Genomic DNA, 21,658 nt, shown 5'->3' on the forward strand with positions numbered 1-21,658 from the left:
AGAAATAAATGGTCCCGGGCGCTGTGGTGGAAGCGGGTGTTTTGCGTCGCTTCGCCAATGACCAGCTGCTGGCGCTTGCCAAGCTCGTCATCGAAAATGCCTTTCAACCCATTGTCGAAGTCGGTACCGGCGCCGTTTTCGGATACGAGTCCCTGATGCGCGGTCATGAGCGGATCGGTTTCGAAACCCCGCTCGATATCCTCGACCAGGCGGCCGCCAGCCACCAGCTGCTGCCGCTGGAGCAGATGGTCGCCAGCCGGGCGCTGGCGAAGTTCGCCACCCTTCCGGATTTTTCCGACACCACGCTCTTTCTCAATCTCGATGTCCGCCTGATCCCCGAGGGCGACCATCTCGTCGACAGCATTCTCGAACATCTGAGAAAGGCGAACATCCCGCCGTCCTCGGTCTGCTTCGAGCTGTCCGAGCGTTTCGACAACACCTCCGTGCCGGAATTCTCCGGTCTGGTGGCGCGGCTCAGGAAATCCGGCTTCAAGCTGGCGATCGACGATTTCGGCGTCGGCCACGGCGAGATGAAGCTGCTTTGCGATTTCCCCGTCGACTATGTGAAGATCGACCGGCATTTCGTCGCCGACATGGACAGCAATCCGCGCAAGCGGCATCTGGTCAAGAACATCGTCAACTTCTGCCACGTGCTCGGCGTCCGGGTGATCGCCGAGGGCATCGAGACGGAAGCGGAATTCATCGCCTGCCGGGAATTCGGCGTCGATCTGGTGCAGGGCTGGTTCATCGCCCGGCCCACCACGCTGCTCAACGAGCTGAAGCCCGCCTTTCCCCATCTGCAGGACATCGGCAAGGTTCGCCGCTCGACCCAGTCGCTCGACGAGGTGCTGATCCGCAAGCAGATCGAGCGTCTGCCGACCGTCTTCGAACACGAGAGCATCGACAGCGTCTTCGATCTCTTCCGCCGCAATCCGCGCCAGTCCTTCTTCCCGGTGCTCAATGCCAATGGCGAGCCGCGCGGCATCATCAACGAATTCCACCTGAAGGAATACATCTACCAGCCCTTCGGTCGCGACCTCTTGAAGAACAAGGTCTACGAGCGCTCCATCTCGCATTTCGTCGACCGCGCTCCGATTGTCGGTCTCGACGCCGATGCCGAGCGCCTGATGACGATCTTCGCCAACATGGACGGCAACGACTGTGTCATCCTGACGGAAAACATGCGTTATGCCGGCGTCGTCTCCGCCGCCTCGCTGATCCGCATCATCAACGAGAAACAGCTGAAGACGGCGCAGGACCAGAACCCGCTGACGAGCCTGCCGGGCAACCGCGCCATTCGCGATTTCATGCAGGACAGCGGTCGCGACGGCGACGACGACCGGCATCTCTGCTATTGCGACTTCGACAACTTCAAGCCGTTCAACGACCATTACGGCTTCCAGATGGGCGATCACGCCATCAGCCTGTTTGCCGCACTTCTGCGCCGTTATTTCTTCTCGGAAGGCGATTTCCTCGGCCATGTCGGCGGCGACGATTTCTTCATCGGCGTGCGCGACTGGAGCCGCGAGGAACTGACCGAAATCCTCGACCGGCTGCTTTCGGACTTCCACGACGACGTGGTCGAGCTCTATTCCGAAGACGACCGCGGTGCCGGTCGCATTCGCGGTTACGATCGCCATGGCCGCGAGCGGGATTTCCCGCTGATGCGCTGCTCTATCGGCGTTCTCGAACTGCCGAAGGGGTTCGTGATCGACGACATCAACCGGCTCGGCGCCGAAATCGCCGAACTCAAGAAGAGGGCCAAGGAAAGCGAAACGGGCCTGGTGATTAGGGCCTTCGGTTCTCTGGAGGAGTAAGGTATTTTTCCTGCGGTGCATCGCACCAAATTTCCGAATTCTAATATATCCTTATGAGTGTATTTTGCCTTGATATGATACGTTGGAGCGAGTATCGCTGAAACGGGTCTTATTTGGTGGGGTATATTGATGTTGAAACGATTTTTGCCCGTTCTCGGGCTGCTTTTGCTTGCCGGCTGCCAGAGTAGCGCTCCGCAATCCGTCGCCGATTCCCAGGTGCCTCCGTCTCCGGCGCTGCGCAGGGCCGTTATCAAGGCGTTCGAAGCCGGGGCTTTCAACGCCCGCAACATCTACGATCCGAAGATCTCGAGTGTGGTGCTTCTCGATCCGCCGACGAAGACCTATGCCTTCTGCCTTCGTGGGAGCTCCCAGCGAGGGATTGAAATTCCGACAATACTCGGTGTCTCCTTCAGGGACGGCCGCATCCTGGGCGCGAGCAAGACCGACTTCCGCTGCCGCGACAAGCGGCTTCGCTATTATCCCTTCCCCGAGCTCTACGCCTTCAATTCTCAAGGCTGAGCAGTCCGCAGCGTAAAAAGCAGGCGGGCCGCCCTTCCGCCGGGTCGCATTCGCGGGCCCGGTCGCGCCCGCTTGCGACGGCGGCCTTGCTCCCGGTCTGCGCGATTGTCATGCTCGCCGCAGCGCGATTTGTCGCGCGCGGCAATGAGCCTCCTTTTCAGACGCTTCGGCGTGTCCTATGTCCTGTCATCCTGCGCGAGAACCTAGGAGACCCGTTGATGTCGCTTCCTGCAAATATGCGTTACGTCGATCTTCCCTTTTTCGGCGCTCCCGAGGCGATGACCTTCGCGACCGGCCCGCTGCCGATACCCCGCGCCGGCGAAATCCTCGTCAGGGTCGAAGCGGCCGGCGTCAATCGCCCCGATGTCGCGCAGCGGCAGGGCACCTACCCGCCGCCGAAGGATGCAAGCCCCATCCTCGGGCTGGAAGTCGCCGGCGAGGTCGTGGCGCTCGGCGAGGGCGTCGATGAATTCTCCGTCGGTGACAGGGTCTGCGCGCTGGCGAATGGCGGCGGCTATGCCGAATATTGCGCGGTTCCGGCCGGTCAGGCGCTGCCCTTTCCCAAGGGCTATGATGCGGTGAAGGCCGCGGCCCTTCCCGAAACCTTCTTCACCGTCTGGGCGAACCTCTTCCAGATGGCGGGGCTGACGGAAGGCGAGACCGTCCTCATCCATGGCGGCACGTCAGGCATTGGCACGACCGCGATCCAGCTTGCGAAGGCCTTCGGCGCCGAAGTCTTCGCCACGGCCGGCTCGGCGGAAAAGTGTCAGGCCTGCCTCGACCTCGGGGCGAAACGCGCCATCAACTATCGCGAGGAGGATTTCGTCGAGGTCATCAAGGAGGAAACCGGCCGGCGCGGGGTCGACGCCATCCTCGATATGATCGGTGCCGCCTATTTCCAGAAGAACCTCTCCAGCCTCGCCAAGGACGGCTGCCTCTCGATCATCGCCTTCCTTGGCGGCTCGCTGGCGGAAAAGGTCGATCTCACCCCGATCATGGTCAAGCGGCTCACCGTGACCGGCTCCACCATGCGCCCCCGCACGGCGGAGGAAAAGCGCGGCATTCGCGACGAACTCGTGGCCGAGGTCTGGCCGCTGATCGAGGCCGGCAAGGTCGCCCCCGTCATCCATTCGGTATTACCCTTCGATCAGGTGGTCGAGTCCCACCGCCTGATGGAAAGCTCGAAACACATCGGCAAGATCGTCCTGAAACTGGCGTAACGGCGAGGGAAGGGAGTGGCGGTGACCGCTTCTGGCCCGACGCGATTTTGTCAGGCCTGCGCATGATAAGGCCTCGCCGTCCGTTTGCAACTCACTTATGCCCGGTCCGCGTTACACAACGTGCCTTGCGGATCGGCATCGACGCACCTACCTTTTGACTATGGTCAACGTAGAGAAAGGAAGGTGATCCAATGTCTAGTGAGATTTCGGTCTTTGTTGCTGACATGGGAAAGGTGTCGGTTTTGACGGGGCAGCCCTCGGCCTGACCAACCTTCCTTCGGATCGTGTTTCATGATCCGGGTCCGCAGCGGACTAAACCTCATGGAGAGCCGCCTCGCGCGGCTCTTTTTGTTTTTGCACTCTTGCCGCCGCGCCTCCGTCCCGCTTCCTGTGCAAGCTCCGGCATCGCACGACACCCGAGGCGACGATCCTCCTGGCCATCCCCCTCTGGTCTGTCGTCGCGCACCGCGACCGTATTGCCCGAACGCACTTCCGCTTCCTTTCTACCCGCATATCGTTGTCGCAAAATCGCTGCGCACTTTTGCGCGACATGCTGTAAGAAGCTGCAAAAGCGCAAATCAGGGAGCCACGCCATGCACCACCCCGTCACCGTTGAAGTCACCCGCGGCAAGCTGGTCGAGAGCCGCCATCGCGGTCTCGCCGTGGTGGTGGATGGCGACGGCAAGGTCGTCTATTCCGCCGGCGCGATCGAGACGCCGACCTTTCCCCGTTCGTCCTGCAAGGCCATGCAGGCGCTGCCGCTGGTCGAAAGCGGTGCCGCCGATGCCTATGGCTTCGGCCAGAAGGAACTGGCGCTGGCCTGCTCCTCCCATTCCGGCGAAGACGAGCATGCGGCACTTGCCGCCTCCATGCTGAAGCGAGCCGGGCGGGACGAAAGCGTGCTCGAATGCGGAGCCCATTGGTCGTTCGAACAGAAGGTGCTGATCCATCAGGCCCGCACGCTCGACAAGCCGAGCGCGCTTCACAATAACTGCTCCGGCAAGCATGCCGGGTTCATCTGCGCCTGCTGCCATGCCGGCGACGATCCGCGCGGCTATGCCGGTTATGAGCATCCGCTGCAGGTGGAAATTCGCGCCGTGATGGCCGACCTGACCGGAACGCCGCTCTCGCGCGACAATTGCGGCACCGACGGCTGCTCGATCCCGACCTATGCCGTGCCGCTGGTCGGCCTCGCCCGCGGCTTTGCCAAGATGGCGACCGGCAAGGGCATCGGGCCGCAGCGCGCCGCCGCCGCGAAACGCCTGATCGAGGCCTGCATGGCCGAACCCTTCTATGTCGCCGGCACCGGCCGTTTCTGCACCCGGCTGATGCAGGTCGCGCCCGGCAGGATCTTCGCCAAGACCGGCGCGGAAGGCGTGTTCTGCGCCATTCTTCCCGAACAGGGGCTTTCCCTCGCGGTCAAGTGCGAGGATGGCTCGAGCCGCGCCGCCGAAAGCATGATCGCCGCCCTTCTCGCCCGCTATTTCGACAAGCACAGCGCCGAACACGCCGCCCTGATGGCCATGGCCAACCACGCCATGCACAATTGGATCGGCCTGCATGTCGGCGACGTGCGGGTTACCAACGTGCTGTTCGACTGAGGTTTTGTTTCTCGGCTCCTCGCTGGCCAGCCTGTCATCCGGCTGCCGCTACCTTCTCCCCGTGAACGGGGAGAAGGGATATGCCGCGACGGTTCCATTCCCTCTCCCCGCCTGCGGGAGGTCGAAGAACGGGTCGAGACACGCGGCTCGACCCCGGTCGGCCGGGGTGGGGCAAAGCCAGCGGCAGATTAGCCCGTTTTCGTTCCGGCGCTGACTTCTCCCTATCCGGCCAGCGCAACCGCATCGGCGCCCGCAGGGATGCGCATGGGCGACGACGGATCGGTCGCGGCGCGCCAGATGGCCTGAGCCACGTCATCGGCATGGGTGATTTCCGCGTCTGCCTGTTCCTCCCATTTGGCGAAGACGGACTTGACCACGGAGCCATAGGCCTCCGGAAAACCGCCCTGTTGCTGAATTCTGGATCGAGCCGTGTCGCCGAAGCTCGTCGCGGGCGCGCGTCCGGGCAGGACGATCTTCATGCGCACGTTGAAGGGTTCGAGTTCCAGCGCGGCACTCTCCGTGAAGGCATTCACGGCGGCCTTGCTGGCGGTGTAGACCGACAGCAGCGGCAGCGGCATCAGCGTCACGCTCGACGTCACGTTGATGACGACCCCTTGTCTGCGCTCCCGGAACTGCGGAAGGACCGCCTGCGTCATCGCGATGGTGCCGAAGGTATTCGTCTCGAAGAGATCGCGCACGATGTCCATCGGCGTTCCCTCGACGGCATTCAGCCAGCCGATGCCGGCATTGTTCACCAGAACGTCGATCGGGCCGGCTGCTTCGACCGCCTTGCGGATGCTCTCGGCGTCCGTGACGTCGAGTGCGAGGATATCGAGGTTTTCCGAAGGAGGCAGGATGTCGGCGCGCGGTGTGCGCATGGTCGCGACGACCCTCCAGCCTTTGTCGATAAAGAGTTTCGCGGCCTCCAGCCCGAACCCGGAGGATGTCCCGGTGATGAGAACGGTCTTCATGCTTGTCTTCCTTTTCAGTCTCGGAGGAAAGAAGGCTAGACCGTATGGAGGATGCGATACATAATGCATCGTCCATCATACGTTATCAGGAGTGTCGTTTGAGCGATCCGCTTGCCGAGATGGTCACGTTGCTGCAGCCGAGTGCCGGGCTTTCGAAAGCGGTCAGCGGCGGCGGCGTCTGGAGCGTCACCCGCGACGGGCCGGGGAACCCGTTCTATTGCGTGGTGATCGAGGGCGCGTCCCGCCTTGCGGTGGAAGGCGAGGCCCCGGTCGATCTGCGCGCGGGCGATTTCGTGCTGGTTCCCGGCATGTGCAACTTCACCATGTCGGGCAGCGGGGAGACGCTGGATGAGACGGTGGACCCGCGCACGATCACCCGGCTTCCAGGCGAGATCCGGCACGGCGATCCCCATGCGCCCGCCAATGCGCGGCTGCTGGTCGGCCATTTCTCCTTCGGCTCGCCGGATGCGAAACTGCTCCTCTCGCTGTTGCCGAGGTTCTTTCATATCCGCGGAGACGAAAGGCTGTCGGCCCTCGTCGGCCTCGTGACCGACGAAGCCCGAAACGAAAGGCCGGCGCGCGAGATGATCCTCGCCCGCCTGCTGGAAGTGCTGCTCCTTGAGACCCTGCGCTCGACTTCGGGCGAGGCGGCACCCCACGGCATCCTGCGCGGTCTCGGCGATGAGCGCCTCGCCCCTGTCATCCGCCTGCTTCACGAAGATCCGACCCGGGAATGGACGCTGGAGCAACTGGCAAGCGAAGCCGCGCTCTCCCGGTCCGCATTCTTCAAGCGCTTCCGCCGCGCCATGGGGATCGCCCCCATGGAGTACCTGATTTCCTGGCGGATGACGCTGGCGAGAAACCTTCTCATGAAGGGCGATATCGGCGTTCAGGAAATCGCCGAACGGGTCGGCTACCGCTCCGCCAGCGCCTTCAGCACCGCCTTCACCCGCTTCGTCGGACGTCCGCCATCGAGATATGCTCTGACCGGCACGGGGGATTGAGGTTCTTGCGGTCTCAGCCCTCGATCACCTCCGCGCCCAGCTCGCGATAGGGCGCAAGCCGTTCTAGACCCATGCCCGAGGGCACGATCAGGCCGGCGACCTTCGAGAGCGGTGCGATCAAGCAGGGAGAGAGAGCCCCGATCTTCTCTTCGGTCACCGGCACGTAGGTTTCGGCGCTCGCCGTCAGGATATGCCGCTTGATTGCGGCTTCCTCGAAATCGCCGGTCGAGAGACCGTGTGAGGGATGCACGGCGGTAACCCCGAGGAAGAAGATGTCGGGGCGGATCTCGTCGATGGCCGCCATCGCCGCTGCACCGACCGCCACCATGGAATGCTTGTAGAGCCGCCCGCCGATCAGGATCACCTCGATCTGCCGGTGGTGTTCGAATTCGGCGGCAATCGTCGGCGAATGGGTGGCGACGGTCAGCGGCATGTCCTTCGGCAATCGCCGGGCGATTTCCGCCGTCGTCGTGCCGCCGTCGAGGAAGATCATCTGCCCCGGCTTTACCAGGGCTGCCGCGCGCGCGCCGAGCGAGGACTTCTCCTCCGTGGAGACGCTTTGCCGGGCCGAGAAATCCGGCAGGTCGGGGGAAACAGGCAGCGCCCCGCCATGCACCCGCCGCAGCAATCCCGCCATCGCCATGTCGCGCAAGTCCCGCCGGATCGTATCCTCGGAGACGGAGAGTTCGCGGGCGAGTTCGCTTGCCAGCGCGCGACCTGTCAGCCGCAGGGTTTCGAGGATATGGGCACGGCGTTGATCGGTAAGCATGCGGCTTTCTGCGTGTTTGTCTGTGAATATGCACGATAATACGCAAAATGAGTCGACATTCCAGAAAATTCGTGCAGATTCGCGCATGTTTCAGCAATGCGACATGAAAGGAGCACGAAATGCTGATCTTGATTGCAGGTCCCTACCGGTCGGGAACGGGGGATGATCCCGCGAAGATGACCGAGAACCTGAAGCGTCTTGAGGCGCCGTCCCATGCCCTGTTCAGGGCCGGTCACGTGCCGATGATCGGGGAGTGGGTGGCGCTGCCGGTCTGGCATGCGGCGGGTGGAAAGAGCGTTGGCGACGATCTCTACGAGGAGATATTCCATCCGGTCGCGGGCCGTCTGCTTCAACTTTGCGAGGGCGTGCTGCGCCTGCCGGGCGCTTCCAAGGGGGCGGATAACGACGTGCGGATCGCGACCGAACGCGGCATTCCGGTCTGGTACCGGCTGGAGGACGTGCCGGGCTGCGCCTGAGTGTTACCGTCTGCCTGTGGAAGGCGAGGTAAGGCCTTGGTCGGATAAAAGGCGAGGGAGGACCAAAGGCCTCCCTCAGCTTGCTGACAAAGTCTCGTATTGATCGTCGAGGCTCCCTTCTCCGTCATGCCGGACTTGTTCCGGCATTGTGCAGCGCGATGTCCATCGCGCAAAAGACTCTTTTGCGATCAAGGACTTGATCGCGCAGGTTTCCGGCCCTAGGCCGGAATGACGACCTTGGGGGAGCGTCGGCGGACACAAGGATATGTTCGAAAAGGCGCTCGCCAGCGCTCCGAAGCAGGCCGGAAGACCTCCTCTTTCCGGTTTGGAAGGAGGGAGGCCCTTATTCCTGTTCGTCGGCGCGGGTCTGCCACATGGCCTTGAAGGCCGGGCGATCCTGGCAGCGCTTCAGCCATGCGGTAACATGCGGGTGCTCTTCCATCAGCGGCTGATAGGGCTGGGCGTAGCGGACGATTTCCGCAACGTTCAGGTCCGCGACGGTGAAGCGGCCGCCGACGAGATAGTCTTGGGCGGCAAGCTGCTGTTCCAGCACGCCGAAGGAGCGCTTCAACAGGCGGCTGACGGCATCGGCCTCCGCCTTGCCGGCATCGGTGCCGAGGCGTCCTTCGGCATTGGCCGTCGAGATCTTCAGCGCGTTCAGCTCGATCTCGGTCGCCGCGAAGAACGACCATTGGGTCATCAGCGCGTCCTCGGTGAGATCCTTCGGCGCAAGCGGACCGCCATGCTTCTTGGCGAGGTAGAGGTTGATCGCGAGGCTTTCATGGAGCTTCAGCCCGTCATCGTCGATGGAGGGAATGGCCCCCATGGGATTGACCGCCAGGAATTCCGGCGAACGGGTGTTCAGCCTTGCGCCCGGCGCCAGCGGATCGGCAAGCTTGCGGGCCTGGATCACCGGCACGTGCTCGAAGGCGAGGTCGAGTTCGCCCGCGAGCCAGAATGTGCGCGTCGCGCGCGATTTGTAGACGCCGTAGATTCTCAGCATGATCTCTTCCCCTGTTCGGTTTGGGCCGGAGGCTATCCGGTGGGATGGGGGATGAAAAGCCGTGTCGGATTGATCCGCGCATGAATTCTGATGATGGAAATGCCGCGCTCGTTGACTTCGAGGGACGGGGAATTTATGAAGCTCGCCAAGGGTCAGCAGTTCACCCAGGCGTCACCGCCCCGCAAGGGGAGCTAAACCTGAATTCTCGATTTCGACGACAGCCACTTTTCCCGTGCCCAGTCGGAAGACGGTGACCACCGGCCATCCTGGTTCTCCCGGCCTGGTTTTTGGGCACGATATCGAGGAAAAGACGATGTCGCGTATCATTCATGCCTATGAGGCACCCGATCTTTCGGCCCTTGCCCGCACGATCAAGCGGGAGCTCGACGCCCGCGCGGAAAAGCCCGGCCATGTCGAGATCCTGAACATCCTGTCGCGCGCGGCGGGCTATCGCAATTACCAGCACCTCAAGGCGGCAAGAGCCGCCGAAGGCCGCATGGCCGAGCCGGTCGCGGAAGCGCCGGCGGTCGATTTCCAGAAGGTCGAGGTCGCCGCCCGCTGCTTCGATGCCGCGGGCGTGCTCGCCCGCTGGCCGGCCAAGACCAGCCTGCAGCAGCTCTGCCTCTGGCGGCTGTGGTCGGCGTTTCCGGCCGGCGAGGAAATGGACGAGCGGCAGGTCAACGACCTCCTGAAACGCCGCCACGCCTTCGGCGACCATGCGCTGCTGCGCCGCGAAATGGTCAACCAGCGGCTTCTTTCCCGCTCCACCGATTGCCGGGTCTACCGCCGGGTCGAACGCCAGCCGCCACCGGATGCGCTGGCGCTCATCCGCCTTGCACCTTCGCCTGTTTCGGGAGCACGCTGATGGCCCGAGCTCCGCTTTCGGCCCTGCCGGTCAAGGCAAGGCTTGATGCCGCACGCCCGCATTTTGCCGATCTGCCGGCGGGTCGGCTGGAATATGCCGATGTCGGCGGCGGCCCGCCGCTGCTTGCCCTGCATGGCGCGCTCGGCGGTTTCGATCAGGCCCTGTTGCTGGCCATGGCCGCTTTCGGCGACTGGCCGGCGCGCCGCATTCTCGCTCCGTCGCGTCCCGGCTATCTCGGCACCCGCCTTGAAACGGGGCGCTCGCCGGAGGAGCAGGCGGATCTTTATGCCGCTCTCCTCGATTATCTCTGCATCGATACGGTCGATGTCGTCGCCGTCTCCGGCGGCGGTCCCTCGGCGATCCTTTTCGCAGCCCGCCATCCGGCGCGTTGCCGGTCGCTCGTGCTCATCTCGGCCTGCATGGAACGGCTGGTCATTCCGCAGGAATACCAAGGCCGGTTCGAAACCATGCTGCGGATCACCCGTCATGCGCCGGTGCGCTGGCTGATGGCGCTGACGGGACGCTTTGCGCCGGAGGGGGGCATTCGCCGCTCCATTGCCGATAAGGCCCTTTGCCGGCGCACGCTGGCCGATCCCGAAGCGGGACCGCTGATCCGCGCGCTGCAGTTCACCGTGATGAGCCGGCTTACCCTCAGGATGCCGGGCCTCGTCAACGATACGGCCTGCTGCGCGGCGCTCGACGACTTGCCGCTGGAGAGCGTTCAGGCCCCGGCCCTGGTCGTTCACGGAACCGGGGATCGAGCCGTTCCCTTCGCCCATGCCGCCAATGCGATGAAACGGCTGCCGCAGGCGCGGCTCCTGGCCATCGAAGGCGGGGAGCATGTCTGCCTGTTCACTCATATCGAACGGGTGCGCGCGGCGGTCGCCCGGCTCTCGGGCGAAGGATGAGCCTGCCTGCCGTTGTCAGCCCGTCGCGCCGAGACGCGACAGGTCGCAGGCGGGCGCGGTCTCGACGATGCCTCGGTCCTTCAGCAAGGCGGCGATGGCGGTGCGGTCGACGGCCCGGGAGAAGAGGAAGCCCTGGCCGTCGGTGCAGCCGAGTTCCTGAAGGGAGCCGGCCTGTTCCGCCGTCTCGACCCCTTCCGCCGTCACCCTGATTCCGAGCCCGTTGGCGATGTCGATGAGGCCCTTGATGATGACGGCGCCGGCGCGGTCGCCGATCATGCGCTGCACGAAGGACTTGTCGATCTTGATGATGTCGATGGGAACCGTCAGAAGGTGGGTGAGCGACGCAAACCCGGTGCCGAAATCGTCGAGCGCGACCGCCATGCCGGCGGCGCGCAGCGCCCGGATCTGTTCGGCGACGATCTGGTCGCGCTGGTCGAGATAGACCGATTCCGTCACTTCCACGATCACCCTGTCAAGCGGTACGCCCTTTGCGCGAAAGGCAGCCGCGACCCGCTCTGCAAGGCCGCTGCGGTAGAAATCGGCTGCCGCAACATTGATGCCGACGCGCCCGAAGGCAAGCCCTTCGTCCATCCACTGCCGGGCGTCGGCAGCGACCTTGGCGAGCATGCGGTCGGTCAGTTCGAAGGCGACGCCGGCGTCCTTGGTCGCCTCGTGGAAATAGCCGGCCGCAATGACTTCGCCGCCGCGCGTCGTCAGCCGGCAGAGCGCCTCCAGGCTGACGATCCGGCCTGTCGCCAGTTCTACGACCGGCTGGTAATAGGCGTCGATGCGTTCCTCGCGCAGCGCTTCCGTCACGTCCTGAATGGCGCGGAAGCGCTTGGCGATGGCGGTGCCGAGTCCCGGCACGAATTCGATGTAATTGCCCCGCGCCCGCTCCTTGGCGTGGTAGAGCGCATAGTCGGCGTTCTGCCGGACCCTCTCGGCGCTTTCGCCCTCGAGGGCCACGGCTCCTCCCACGGTCACCGAGGGATAGACCACCCGGTCGGCGCAGGCGCAGGGCAGCCTGACGGCTTTGAGCAGACGCTCGGCAATGGTGCCCGGATCGATGCCCGCGTCGGCCGGAACGATGACGGCGAACTCGTCGCCGCCAAGACGGAAGGCGGAGCCTGGCAGGCAGGCTTCGGCGATACGCATTCCGACCGTGCGGATCAGATCGTCGCCGGCCAGATGGCCGAAGGTGTCATTGACCAGCTTGAGGTTGTCGACATCGGCGAGCAGGATGCCCCAGGGCCTGCCGATCTTGTCCTGCTCCGCCACCTGCTCGTTGAAGCGGCTGCGATTGGGAAGCTGGGTGAGGGCGTCGGTCTCCGCGATCCTCCGGCGTTCCGCGGCGCGCTGGTCGCGCTCGATCGCGATGGCGCACAGATGCACGCATGCGGCGACGATCTTGTGCTCAAGCCGGGAGGGGCAGCGCGTCGTGTGGAAGTAGAAAGCGAAGGTGCCGAGAACCTTGCCCGACGCGATGATCGGGGTCGACCAGCAGGCCCTCAGCCCGAGCGGCAGAGCGAGATGCTTGTAGGGCGCCCAATAGGGGTGGGTTTCGATGTCGGTCACGATCACGGGTTCGCCCGTAAAGGCCGCCGTTCCGCAGGAACCCACGCCGGGACCGATGAGCGTGCCGTCGATGGCAGCGGCATATTCCGGCGCCAGCGAGGGGCCTGCCAGATGCCGAAGACGTTTTCCCGCGTCGACCGTCAGCACCGAGCACACGATATCGGGAATGGTCGCCTCGACATTGCGGCACAGGAAATCGACCGTCTCCCGAAGCGGAGTGCCGGTCGCGATCATTTCAAGGATGGTATTCTGCAGCTTGGTGAACATGGGTCGTCGGGATGTGTTGCTCGCATCGCATACAACCATATCTGCCTTAAGCAGTTCTTACGGTTATTCTAAAACTATAAAATAAAGCGGCGATTTCCCTGGAGGTCTCTTTCGAATAGGGCGCTCCAGCCGCATGTATTCTTCAATCCGGTGCGCCGTTTGAACTGCAACGTTTTCGTTTCGTCGTGGGCGCGGCGTTACCTCATGAACGCCGGTTGCCCTCGATGGTGAGGTGCGGGAAGCTTTCCTTCCCATCGATCAGTTCGCCCGTCGCCTTGTCGTTCCAGCGATAGCCGAGGATCGCGCCTTCGGGCGCCTCGGAGATGACGTTGCCGGAAATGACGACGTCGCCGGACCCCTCGACCACCGAGACGGCGATACCGGCCTGGCCGGCCTTGCGGATCACGTTGCCCGAGGCGACGATGTTGCGCAGATAGGGCCCCCAGCCGAGCATCAGTCCCCATTTCGGTGCGTTCTCGATCGCGTTGCCGGAGACGACCGTATCCGCCTCGACGGCGATGCCGAAGCCGAAGCCCGCGCCATCATGCACATAGGGGCCTGTCTCGGAGAGATTGCGGACGATGTTGCCGGTGACCGTCGCGAGCCGTCCGCCCTGATCGAGATTGACCACCAGAATGCCGCTCGCCGCCCCGTCGACCAGGTTGTCGGCGATCAGCGCGCCCTCGAAGGAGAATTCCGCATAGATGGCGGTCTCGCCCGAACGGAAGCACTGGTTGCCGCTGATCGTGGCGTTGGAGGCGGAATTCGCCCGGATCGCGGAAAAGGCGCAGTCGGAAACATGATTGCCGCTGACCATCACGTTGTCGGCGCGAAACAGGTTGATGCCGTTGCCGTTCTGCCCGGTGCCGCCGTCGCGCGCGCCGATCCGGACCACGCGATTGCCGGTGACCATGGCGCCGTCCTCGCCCTTCGTCCAGCGATGCACCAGGATGCCGCCATTGCCGCAGTCGGAAACCTCGTTGCCGGCAATCGTCATCGCCCGGGTTTCGATTGCCATGATGCCGGCATTGCCGGCGCCGGTGATGCGGCTTGCCTCCAGCCGCCCGCCGCAGCGTTCGAATTGCAGGCCGTGCTTGCGGCTGCCGGAGACGGCGCAATCGCTGATCCTGACATCGCCGACCCCGCGAAAGGCGACGAGCGCTTCCGTATAGTCGCCGAGCCAGCGGTTCGCGCCGTCGAGCGAGATCCCCGTCAGCGAAACATGCTTCACGTCGCGGGCGGAAAGGAGATGCCCTTCGCCGCCATAGGAAAGCAGGGTGAGGCCCGGCACGCCCGCAAGCCGCGTGCCCTCCCGGAGTTCGATGTTGGACACCCGGTAGGTGCCGGCCGGCAGGAAGATCGGCTGGCCGCTGGCCGCCGCGGCATCGATCAGCGCCTGCAGCTTGCGGCTCTGGTTGTCTGTGGCGCCGGGCAGTATGCCCGCCTCGCCGGCGTCGATTGCGCCGCGGAGATCGGCCTGCGCCAGGGTCTGCGCCGCCGCCCGCCGAAAAGACGCCGGTCCGAGTGCCGTCAAGGCGACCGAAAGCCCCGTCAATACCGTGCGTCGCTGCAGCATGCCGCCTCCTGTCTGCCGTCCGGACCTTGGCGGAAACGACAGCATGCGGCAAGCGCCGCCGCCGATCACGGTTAAGACGGCTGCCGGCGGGGAGGGGAGGCGGCGGCCGGCAGGCCGAGGGTGCGACAAAAACGCCATTTCGCGCTGCGGGGAAACCGTTTGCGCCAGATCAATGCTGTGTTGCCGGGAAAGCATAGTTTCAATTTTAGCGATGAACGATGGAGGCCCGGATGTTTCGTCTTGCTGCAGTATTGTATATCCTCTGCGCCACGGTGTTGGGCGGAGGCGCTGTGACCGCGGTTTTGGCCATGAGGATGATGGAGCGGTGGCAGATCGCCGGCGCTTTCCTCGCGGGCTGCGTGGTCGCATTGCCGATTGCGGTGGTGCTCGCAAAGAAGATCTACACCGCGATGAAGCCTCCGGCTGCGGCCTGAGTGCGGAGATACACGAGGAATAAACGGGCGCGTCCAGCTTGCTGGCGTCTCTTTAGGCGGACTGGCGACAGCGGATCGTAGCTGCCAACGCGCCCGGCTCCGGCCGGCCTTCTTGGGGGAGGGTCGGCCGGATCAGTCTCTCCGCCGATTGTCCACAGGATGAATTATTCCCGGGAGGCAGCCCGTGCCGTTCCATAATCCATATCCGCGTCCGCGGCCCGATCCGCGTTTTCCGCCTCGAACTGCTGCAGCCGACGGTCGAAGCCGTTGAGGAAGCGGTCGTAGAGTTCGGCGAAGCGCTCGATATCCTCTTGGGGCCAATCCGCGACGATCCCCTGGATCGTCTCGTGCTTCACGTCCTCCACCTTTTTCAGCAGTTCCTGTCCGAGCGGCGTAATCACGACGATGGTGCGCCGGGCATCCTCCTGCGAGACCTCGCGCCGAAGAAGCCCCTGCCGCACGAGATCGGCGACAATCCGGCTCGAGCGGGAAGGATCGACCCGCAATTGCTCGGCGATGGCGCCGATGGTCGCTTCTTGCCCGTCCGCAAGACGCCGCACCATGGCAATCACGTCGAGATGGGAAAGCTCCATGTTCCCGCTGAGCCGGCTGATCGCCAGCTTGCCGATGAAACGGCGGCCGATCATCAGCCGCATGCGGCCCATCGCACGGCCGATACGGGTGATCGTCTCGTCCAGGCTGGCGTGCGGCGCGGCGTTCTTTTCGTTCATTCCCTCTCCTTGAGGCGTTTCTGTCGGGCGAACTGGTTTTCCATGCGCCCGGCGGTCATGCTTTCAGCTTCGCTCCCGACGCTTCGGCCCTTCCTGTTTCCCTGCCTCCGCCGCAGACCGCTGCCTGCGCTTTCCTCAAATCCCTAGCAGATCTGCGGCTTGGCATAAAGCAATTTGATGCCGATGTCATGTGTGTGCAATTGACAAATATTTGCGAAAGTCACATAAAATGACGATCCTCAAATCCGGAGCCCCCGTCATGGATGTGAAATCGCCGCAGAAGCCTGCCGTGGATGTGGCCGGTGCCGAGTCCTTCGTTCCGCTGGTGCCGGACCCGCGGCTGCGTCTTCTGGCGTTCCTGCTGCTTCTGACGGCGATGTTCATGGCGACGCTCGACAACCAGATCGTCTCCACCGCGCTGCCGACCATAGTCGGCGAGTTCGGCGAACTGGAACGCTTCGCCTGGGTCGGCTCGGCCTACCTGCTGACGACGAGCGCCGTCATGCCGCTCTATGGCAAGCTCGGCGACCTCTTCGGCCGTAAATACGTCATCATGGCCGCGGTGGCGATCTTCACCCTCGGCTCGCTGGTCTGCGGCATGGCGATTTCCATGGATACGCTGATCGCCGCCCGCGTCTTGCAGGCACTTGGCGGCGGCGGCATCATGGTGTCGATTTTCTCGATCAATGCCGACCTCTTCGAGGCGCGCGAACGCGCCCGCTACCAGAGCTATGCCAGCCTTGTGCTGATGGCCTCTGGCGCGGTCGGTCCGGTCCTCGGCGGCACGCTGAGCGATCTCTTCGGCTGGCGTTCGATCTTCCTCGTCAACCTGCCGATCGGCATCCTCGTGCTGTGCGGGCTGGCGTTCCTCCTGCCGTATCGCAAGCCGCACCGCCGGCCGAAGATTGACTATGCCGGCGCGCTGCTGCTGGCCGGTGCGGTGGCAAGCGTCGTGCTGTGGGCGGACAGCGCCCAGATCTTCGGCTCGCTGGTCGCCCCGCAAAGCCTCGCCGTCGTCGGCTTCGGCCTTGCCTGCGCGCTTGGCTGGGTCCTCGTCGAGCGCCGCGTCGACGAGCCCGTCGTGCCGCTTTCGCTCTTCGCCAATCCGACGGTCAATCTGCTGCTCGTCATTTCGCTCGTGTCGGGTGCGATCGGCATCGGCTCGGTGAACTATGTCGCGCTCTTCCTGCAGACGACCACCGGCCTGTCGCCAACGGTTGCCGGCCTGTTCTTCATCGCGCTCACCGGCGGCATTGCCACGGGCTCGCTCGCCGCCGGTCGCGTAATCTCGCGCACCGGCCTCTACAAGCCCTTCGCCGTCGCATCCACTGCGACCGGTGTCGTCAGCATGGCCATCTTCAGCCAGTTGCATGCGGGAACGCCGCTCTTCTTCATCGCCGCCGTCATGCTGCTTCAGGGCATCGGCGTCGGCATCGGCCAGCAGGTGCCGGTGATCGGCGTGCAGAATGCGGCAGCCCGCGGCGATGTCGGGGCTGCGACCGGAACCGTGACGCTGACCCGCATGTCGGGCGCGGCCATCGCCATCTCGATCTACGGGGCGATCATCGGCTCCCGCCTTGCCGGTGCGGCCGTCGAATTGCCGGGCGGCGTGGATTTCCGCGAATTGACCCCGCGCGTGATGGCCTCGCTGCCGGAGGCGAGCCGCGCCGCCATCGCCGAGGTCTATGCCGATGCCTTCTTCCCGCTGTTCCTTACCGCATCGGGCATTGTGGGCCTCGGCCTCGTCGCCGCCCTCCTGCTGAAGAACGTGCGCCTGCCGGTTGCCGGAAAGGCCGCAAGGCACTGAAAGGCGACCGGAGGAAAGCTTCGCGCCAGCCGCGTTTGCAAGAGTGACGGCAATTCTGTCGGCTTGAAGCGGTGAATCATGGTGTCTCGGCCTTCTTCCATGCGGTCCTTTTCGCGTTCCGCCCTCGTTACGCGCATGCTCGGCCTTTCTGCCGGAGGCCTTGCGCTCGCCAGCCTGTCGGGCTGCCTGTTCGTCACCGATACGAGCCGGATGAATGTCGAGGTCTTCCAGGACGAGGTGGCGCCCGTCTATTACGATCCCGCAAGGGTGCAGCCGGCGGCCACCCAGCCGGTGCCGCAGAAGCGCGAGCTTTACCAGACGCAGTTCCACCAGACCTACGGTCTGCCGGTCAGCAATCCGCTGCACAAGGCGCTTTACGGCGTCATCAGCGACGAGGGCCATACGCTGCCGGCGATCCCGCTCGACCGTGTCGATAGCCGCTATCTCCGCCAGGAGGTGAGCTACCAGACGACGGAGGCGCCCGGCACCATCGTTGTCGATACCAGGGCGCGTTTCCTCTATCTCGTGCAGCCCGGCGGCAAGGCGATCCGCTATGGCGTCGGCCTCGGTCGCGACGGTTTTGCATGGTCGGGCCGCGGCGTGATCGAGATGAAGCAGAAATGGCCGCGCTGGACGCCGCCGGGCGACATGGTCGAGCGCCAGCCCGATCTGCGCACCGTTTCCGCCGAACGCGGCGGCGCCGTGGGCGGTCTCAACAATCCGCTCGGCGCCCGCGCGCTCTACATCTACCAGAACGGCAAGGACACGCTTTACCGCGTCCACGGCACGCCCGACTGGCAGTCCGTCGGTAAGGCGACCTCCTCCGGCTGCGTGCGCATGTTCAACCAGGATGTGATCGACCTCTACGACCGCGTCGGAGCCAAGGCCCAGATCGTCGTCATCTGACCGCAGACGAGCCGCCCGCACAAGGGCGGGGCGGCTGAGCCCGCTCTTCGGGTCAGCCTTTCAGAGCATGGTCAGTCCCACGCCCCCCGCCGCCAGCAGCGCCACGACGATCCAGGGCGGCATTTTCCACGCGACCAGAAGGACGAAACCGGCAAGCGCCAGCGCGAAGTCGCGCGGTCCGAGGATCGCGCTCGTTGAGACCGGGCTGTAGAGGGCCGCGCCCAGAATGCCGACCACGGCGGCGTTTGCGCCGCGCATCGCCGCCTGCGCCAGCGGTCTCCGGCGGAAGTGATCCCAGAAGGGCAGCGCGCCGAGAAGCAGCAGGAAACCCGGCAGGAAGATCGCGACGAGAGCAATCGTCGCTCCGACGAAGCCGTTCGGTGCCGGTCCGGAAACGGCACCCAGATAGGCCGCGAAGGTGAAGAGCGGGCCGGGAACCGCCTGCGCCGCGCCGTAGCCCGCGAGAAAATCGCCGGCGCTGACCCAGCCCCGGCCGACCGCTTCCGTCTGCAGGAGCGGCAGCACCACATGACCCCCGCCGAAGACCAGCGAACCGGCGCGGTAGAAGGCATCGAAGAGCGAGAGGCCCTGCGATCCGGCCGTGGCCGCCGCCACCGGCAGCAGGACGAGCAGCAGGAGGAAGGCCGCCAGGCAGGCGGCGCCGAAGCGGCGCGAGACGCGGAACGACAGGTGGCCGGATGTCGCGGCGGGCCCGTTCCGGCAGAAAAGCAGCCCGGCGAGCGCGCCTGCCACGATGGCCGCGATCTGTCCGGCGGCGGTCGCGGAGAACACCACGATCAGCACGGCGAGAAGCGCGATTGCCGCGCGCTCGCGATCGGGCGTCAGGCTCTTCGCCATGCCCCAGACCGCCTGCGCCACCACGGCGACGGCGACGATCTTCAGCCCGTGCAGCAACCCGCTTCCGACGACCCCGCCGAAAGCCGCTGACGCCATGGCGAAGGCGACGAGCAGCAGCGCGGAAGGCAGCGTGAAGGCGGCCCAGGCGGCGAGCGCCCCGAGCGGCCCGCCGCGCATCAGGCCGAGCGCGAACCCGACCTGGCTCGACGCCGGCCCCGGCAGGAACTGGCAGAGCGCCACGAGATCGCCGTAGCCGGCCTCGTCGATCCACCTGCGCCGCACCACGAGCTCATCGCGGAAATAGCCGAGATGGGCGATGGGGCCGCCGAAGGAGGTGAGACCGAGCTTCAGGAAGGCGCTGAACACTTCTCCGGGCGTACCCTGCGGCCGTTCGGCGGCCGGTTCATTCGTGGTTTCCGCTGATGACTTCACGAAAAAGCTCCCTGGCCCTTTTCCGCGCCATGTCAAGCGCGGCAATCCCGTAGGGCGTGGCGTTGTAGATCCTGCGATGCGTCCGTCCGACCCGCTCTGTCCGCGAGGTCAGGTAGCCCTTCTTCTCCATGGAATGCAGCATGGGATAGAGCGTCCCGGCACTCACCCTGTAGCCGTGATGCGCCAGCTCCTCGATCATCCACAGCCCATGCAGGTCGCCCTCTGCCGCATGATGCAGCACATGGAGACGGATGAAGCCGGAAAGAAGGTCCTGGTGTTCCATGGCCCACCATGGGAAGCTCGGGTTTGCGGATAACGATATCGAAATTCGATAAAGATGTCGCGCAACTCCATGACATCCGTATGAAGACATCCGGATGAGCGGCCGCCCGCGATATCCTCGACGGCCCGGCGGGGAGGGATGGCCGGGGATGCGGGGACATGCGGTGCACTTGCGCATCGCTCGGGAAAAATTCGCGCGCCTCTCGCAAAGTTGAGCCGCTCTTCCGTTGCAAGGTTAATACATTCCTGTTGCATTGCATGATATGTCGGAACAAATCGGGTTCGAGCAGCTTGCTCTGCCGTCGTTTCGCGTCGTCTCTGAATAGGAAGTTCCCTTGCCCATGTCGTCTTCGCGTAGCCTCTCCCGCAGATCCTTTCTGTCTTTGTCCGGGCTGGGGGCCGCCAGCCTTCTGGCCGGCTGTGCCTCCTCGCGCCCCGTCGTCACTCCGGGCGGTTTTGCCGTTTCCTATCGCGGCGGCATGGGCGGCCCGGTGGAATATGCCCGCTCGGAGCCGGGATCGGCCGAACTCGACGCTATGTATGGCGAAATCTACGATAACGGCTATGTCATCCCGGCCGTGCCCTACCAGAAGATCGATCCCCGCTATTATCGCCAGCGCGTGGTCGATCCGACCGGCCAGCCGCCGGGCACCATTGTCGTCGATACCCCCTCGCGCTTCCTCTATCTGGTCGAATCGGGCGGCACCGCCATGCGCTATGGCGTCGGCATCGGCCGGGAAGGGTTCGCATGGCAGGGCACCGGCGTCATCCAGTGGCGTCAGAAATGGCCGAAATGGACCCCGCCGGACGAGATGATCGCCCGCCAGCCGGAACTCGCCAAGTATTCCGCCACCAATGGCGGCATGCCGCCGGGCCTCAAGAACCCGCTCGGCGCGCGCGCGCTTTATATCTTCCAGAATGGCGAAGACACGCTCTACCGCCTGCACGGTTCGCCGGAATGGAACTCCATCGGCAAGGCTGTGTCGTCAGGCTGCGTGCGCCTGATGAACCAGGACATCATCGACCTCTACGACCGCGTGCCCAACAAGGCCCGCATCCTCGTCTGGCAGTAAGAAGCCCGCCCTCCCGCAGGGGAGGGCGAAGGGTCCGGATGTGCAGAAACCTTTCCTCTCCCCGCTGGGGGAGGGGCGATACGCTGGAAAACGCCCGCCAAGCGGTATTTCCGATCCGCCTCACGAGAGGATGGCCGACGGGGTGGGAAGGGTACACCAGATGTCGCCAACGACCGCTTGCGGTTCATGGCCGACTTGGATGCCCGGTTGCCTGAGGGCGGCTGTGTGCCGCAAATCTGGGCATTCCGAAAGCGCTGGCGAATTCTCAAGGACTACCGGTGCGCGTTGAAGGCCACTCGCATTATGGTTGCGGCACAGGAATCATCTCTAGCGTCTCCGCAGTTGAGGTCGCCTTGAAGGAGTACGGTCGGCAGGCCAAGAGTTCGACCTGGCGGATGCTCACTCGTCGGATTTCGAAAGAACAGCGCTTAATTTCATCCCTGTCGCCGCCGCTTTTTCTGAACTGTGAGAGCACGACTACCAGCTTCAAAAAGATCGAAAGTCCAGTTGCTGGAATCCGAATGATTGAACCGCCCCGACTTTGCCGGAGACCCCAACTCGTGA

21 protein-coding genes are annotated in these 21,658 nt (G+C 64.3%); 12 read left to right on the top strand and 9 right to left on the bottom strand.

The window, feature by feature from the left end:
• Positions 1 to 8 precede the first annotated feature (8 nt).
• From J5N58_RS18380 to J5N58_RS18395, 4 genes are all read left to right on the top strand, one after another.
• Positions 9 to 1,817, top strand: a complete 1,809-nt coding sequence (locus J5N58_RS18380; RefSeq protein ID WP_244712129.1) for a bifunctional diguanylate cyclase/phosphodiesterase — start codon at positions 9 to 11, stop codon at positions 1,815 to 1,817.
• A 129-nt stretch (positions 1,818 to 1,946) separates the two neighbouring features.
• Positions 1,947 to 2,336, top strand: coding sequence for a hypothetical protein (locus J5N58_RS18385; protein WP_112831483.1), 390 nt, complete (start codon positions 1,947 to 1,949; stop codon positions 2,334 to 2,336).
• A 218-nt stretch (positions 2,337 to 2,554) separates the two neighbouring features.
• Complete coding sequence (locus tag J5N58_RS18390) at positions 2,555 to 3,556, top strand: NAD(P)H-quinone oxidoreductase (protein WP_162708392.1); 1,002 nt, start codon at positions 2,555 to 2,557, stop codon at positions 3,554 to 3,556.
• Between the two features lie 593 nt (positions 3,557 to 4,149).
• On the top strand, positions 4,150 to 5,157 hold the full coding sequence (locus tag J5N58_RS18395; protein ID WP_244712131.1) for an asparaginase: 1,008 nt from the start codon (positions 4,150 to 4,152) through the stop codon (positions 5,155 to 5,157).
• A gap of 221 nt (positions 5,158 to 5,378) precedes the next feature.
• Here J5N58_RS18395 and J5N58_RS18400 read toward each other — a convergent pair whose 3' ends face one another.
• Positions 5,379 to 6,128, bottom strand: a complete 750-nt coding sequence (locus tag J5N58_RS18400) for an SDR family oxidoreductase (protein WP_244712134.1) — start codon at positions 6,126 to 6,128, stop codon at positions 5,379 to 5,381.
• 98 nt (positions 6,129 to 6,226) lie between these two features.
• On the opposite strand from J5N58_RS18400, the gene J5N58_RS18405 reads away from it, so the two are divergent.
• Positions 6,227 to 7,132, top strand: a complete 906-nt coding sequence (locus J5N58_RS18405; protein WP_244712136.1) for an AraC family transcriptional regulator — start codon at positions 6,227 to 6,229, stop codon at positions 7,130 to 7,132.
• Positions 7,133 to 7,145: 13 nt separating this feature from the next.
• Here the strand turns inward: J5N58_RS18405 and J5N58_RS18410 are convergent, their stop codons facing one another.
• Entirely contained in the window at positions 7,146 to 7,901 is a 756-nt protein-coding gene (locus tag J5N58_RS18410; protein ID WP_244712139.1) for a DeoR/GlpR family DNA-binding transcription regulator, read from the bottom strand.
• A gap of 119 nt (positions 7,902 to 8,020) precedes the next feature.
• On the opposite strand from J5N58_RS18410, the gene J5N58_RS18415 reads away from it, so the two are divergent.
• Positions 8,021 to 8,377, top strand: coding sequence for a DUF4406 domain-containing protein (locus tag J5N58_RS18415; RefSeq protein ID WP_244712141.1), 357 nt, complete (start codon positions 8,021 to 8,023; stop codon positions 8,375 to 8,377).
• 343 nt (positions 8,378 to 8,720) lie between these two features.
• Here J5N58_RS18415 and J5N58_RS18420 read toward each other — a convergent pair whose 3' ends face one another.
• The gene (locus J5N58_RS18420) at positions 8,721 to 9,380 is read right to left on the bottom strand and encodes a glutathione S-transferase family protein (protein ID WP_113338938.1); all 660 of its coding nucleotides are present in this window, start codon (positions 9,378 to 9,380) and stop codon (positions 8,721 to 8,723) included.
• Positions 9,381 to 9,693: 313 nt separating this feature from the next.
• Between J5N58_RS18420 and J5N58_RS18425 the strand changes: the two genes are divergently transcribed.
• Both J5N58_RS18425 and J5N58_RS18430 read left to right on the top strand, forming a co-directional pair.
• A complete protein-coding gene (locus J5N58_RS18425) occupies positions 9,694 to 10,245 on the top strand; it encodes a DUF2087 domain-containing protein (RefSeq protein WP_113338985.1) in 552 nt (183 codons plus the stop codon).
• The gene (locus tag J5N58_RS18430; protein ID WP_244712143.1) at positions 10,245 to 11,153 is read left to right on the top strand and encodes an alpha/beta fold hydrolase; all 909 of its coding nucleotides are present in this window, start codon (positions 10,245 to 10,247) and stop codon (positions 11,151 to 11,153) included. Before J5N58_RS18425 ends, J5N58_RS18430 begins: the two co-directional genes overlap by 1 nt.
• A gap of 15 nt (positions 11,154 to 11,168) precedes the next feature.
• Here J5N58_RS18430 and J5N58_RS18435 read toward each other — a convergent pair whose 3' ends face one another.
• Both J5N58_RS18435 and J5N58_RS18440 read right to left on the bottom strand, forming a co-directional pair.
• The gene (locus J5N58_RS18435) at positions 11,169 to 12,995 is read right to left on the bottom strand and encodes a bifunctional diguanylate cyclase/phosphodiesterase (RefSeq protein WP_244712146.1); all 1,827 of its coding nucleotides are present in this window, start codon (positions 12,993 to 12,995) and stop codon (positions 11,169 to 11,171) included.
• A gap of 202 nt (positions 12,996 to 13,197) precedes the next feature.
• A complete protein-coding gene (locus tag J5N58_RS18440; RefSeq protein WP_244712148.1) occupies positions 13,198 to 14,571 on the bottom strand; it encodes a TIGR03808 family TAT-translocated repetitive protein in 1,374 nt (457 codons plus the stop codon).
• Between the two features lie 290 nt (positions 14,572 to 14,861).
• On the opposite strand from J5N58_RS18440, the gene J5N58_RS18445 reads away from it, so the two are divergent.
• Positions 14,862 to 15,005: a hypothetical protein gene (locus J5N58_RS18445; RefSeq protein ID WP_244712150.1), complete on the top strand. Its 144-nt coding sequence runs from the start codon at positions 14,862 to 14,864 to the stop codon at positions 15,003 to 15,005.
• Positions 15,006 to 15,169: 164 nt separating this feature from the next.
• Here J5N58_RS18445 and J5N58_RS18450 read toward each other — a convergent pair whose 3' ends face one another.
• Positions 15,170 to 15,736 carry a MarR family winged helix-turn-helix transcriptional regulator gene (locus J5N58_RS18450; protein WP_112831473.1) on the bottom strand — a complete coding sequence of 189 codons (567 nt, stop codon included), beginning with the start codon at positions 15,734 to 15,736 and terminating at the stop codon, positions 15,170 to 15,172.
• A 259-nt stretch (positions 15,737 to 15,995) separates the two neighbouring features.
• Here J5N58_RS18450 and J5N58_RS18455 point away from each other — a divergent pair, with 259 nt between their 5' ends.
• Together J5N58_RS18455 and J5N58_RS18460 are read left to right on the top strand one after the other, a co-directional pair.
• Positions 15,996 to 17,543 carry an MDR family MFS transporter gene (locus J5N58_RS18455; RefSeq protein ID WP_280520024.1) on the top strand — a complete coding sequence of 516 codons (1,548 nt, stop codon included), beginning with the start codon at positions 15,996 to 15,998 and terminating at the stop codon, positions 17,541 to 17,543.
• Positions 17,544 to 17,678: 135 nt separating this feature from the next.
• Positions 17,679 to 18,449: a L,D-transpeptidase gene (locus tag J5N58_RS18460; protein ID WP_113338982.1), complete on the top strand. Its 771-nt coding sequence runs from the start codon at positions 17,679 to 17,681 to the stop codon at positions 18,447 to 18,449.
• Between the two features lie 60 nt (positions 18,450 to 18,509).
• Here the strand turns inward: J5N58_RS18460 and chrA are convergent, their stop codons facing one another.
• A complete protein-coding gene (gene chrA, locus J5N58_RS18465) occupies positions 18,510 to 19,739 on the bottom strand; it encodes a chromate efflux transporter (protein WP_244712153.1) in 1,230 nt (409 codons plus the stop codon).
• Complete coding sequence (locus tag J5N58_RS18470; protein WP_112831471.1) at positions 19,711 to 20,022, bottom strand: PadR family transcriptional regulator; 312 nt, start codon at positions 20,020 to 20,022, stop codon at positions 19,711 to 19,713. The genes chrA and J5N58_RS18470 overlap by 29 nt, the downstream gene beginning before the upstream one ends.
• 340 nt (positions 20,023 to 20,362) lie before the next feature.
• Here J5N58_RS18470 and J5N58_RS18475 point away from each other — a divergent pair, with 340 nt between their 5' ends.
• Positions 20,363 to 21,094, top strand: coding sequence for a L,D-transpeptidase (locus J5N58_RS18475; RefSeq protein ID WP_112831470.1), 732 nt, complete (start codon positions 20,363 to 20,365; stop codon positions 21,092 to 21,094).
• 301 nt (positions 21,095 to 21,395) lie between these two features.
• Here the strand turns inward: J5N58_RS18475 and J5N58_RS18480 are convergent.
• The coding region (locus J5N58_RS18480; RefSeq protein WP_244712155.1) for a hypothetical protein at positions 21,396 to 21,658 on the bottom strand (263 nt) is incomplete at its 5' end.

It is taken from the genome of Paenirhizobium cremeum (genome assembly GCF_022884085.1).
Taxonomy (GTDB): Bacteria; Pseudomonadota; Alphaproteobacteria; order Rhizobiales; family Rhizobiaceae; genus Allorhizobium; species Allorhizobium cremeum.

Coding starts and splice junctions, on each gene's coding strand:
- J5N58_RS18385 (WP_112831483.1), top strand. CDS start 1,947: ATGTTGAAACGATTTTTGCCCGTTCTCGGGCTGCTTTTGCTTGCCGGC.
- J5N58_RS18430 (WP_244712143.1), top strand. CDS start 10,245: ATGGCCCGAGCTCCGCTTTCGGCCCTGCCGGTCAAGGCAAGGCTTGAT.
- J5N58_RS18460 (WP_113338982.1), top strand. CDS start 17,679: ATGCTCGGCCTTTCTGCCGGAGGCCTTGCGCTCGCCAGCCTGTCGGGC.
- J5N58_RS18415 (WP_244712141.1), top strand. CDS start 8,021: ATGCTGATCTTGATTGCAGGTCCCTACCGGTCGGGAACGGGGGATGAT.
- J5N58_RS18435 (WP_244712146.1), bottom strand. CDS start 12,995: ATGTTCACCAAGCTGCAGAATACCATCCTTGAAATGATCGCGACCGGC.
- J5N58_RS18440 (WP_244712148.1), bottom strand. CDS start 14,571: ATGCTGCAGCGACGCACGGTATTGACGGGGCTTTCGGTCGCCTTGACG.
- J5N58_RS18395 (WP_244712131.1), top strand. CDS start 4,150: ATGCACCACCCCGTCACCGTTGAAGTCACCCGCGGCAAGCTGGTCGAG.
- J5N58_RS18470 (WP_112831471.1), bottom strand. CDS start 20,022: ATGGAACACCAGGACCTTCTTTCCGGCTTCATCCGTCTCCATGTGCTG.
- J5N58_RS18420 (WP_113338938.1), bottom strand. CDS start 9,380: ATGCTGAGAATCTACGGCGTCTACAAATCGCGCGCGACGCGCACATTC.
- J5N58_RS18425 (WP_113338985.1), top strand. CDS start 9,694: ATGTCGCGTATCATTCATGCCTATGAGGCACCCGATCTTTCGGCCCTT.
- J5N58_RS18410 (WP_244712139.1), bottom strand. CDS start 7,901: ATGCTTACCGATCAACGCCGTGCCCATATCCTCGAAACCCTGCGGCTG.
- J5N58_RS18400 (WP_244712134.1), bottom strand. CDS start 6,128: ATGAAGACCGTTCTCATCACCGGGACATCCTCCGGGTTCGGGCTGGAG.
- J5N58_RS18380 (WP_244712129.1), top strand. CDS start 9: ATGGTCCCGGGCGCTGTGGTGGAAGCGGGTGTTTTGCGTCGCTTCGCC.
- J5N58_RS18450 (WP_112831473.1), bottom strand. CDS start 15,736: ATGAACGAAAAGAACGCCGCGCCGCACGCCAGCCTGGACGAGACGATC.
- J5N58_RS18475 (WP_112831470.1), top strand. CDS start 20,363: ATGTCGTCTTCGCGTAGCCTCTCCCGCAGATCCTTTCTGTCTTTGTCC.
- J5N58_RS18390 (WP_162708392.1), top strand. CDS start 2,555: ATGTCGCTTCCTGCAAATATGCGTTACGTCGATCTTCCCTTTTTCGGC.
- J5N58_RS18455 (WP_280520024.1), top strand. CDS start 15,996: ATGGATGTGAAATCGCCGCAGAAGCCTGCCGTGGATGTGGCCGGTGCC.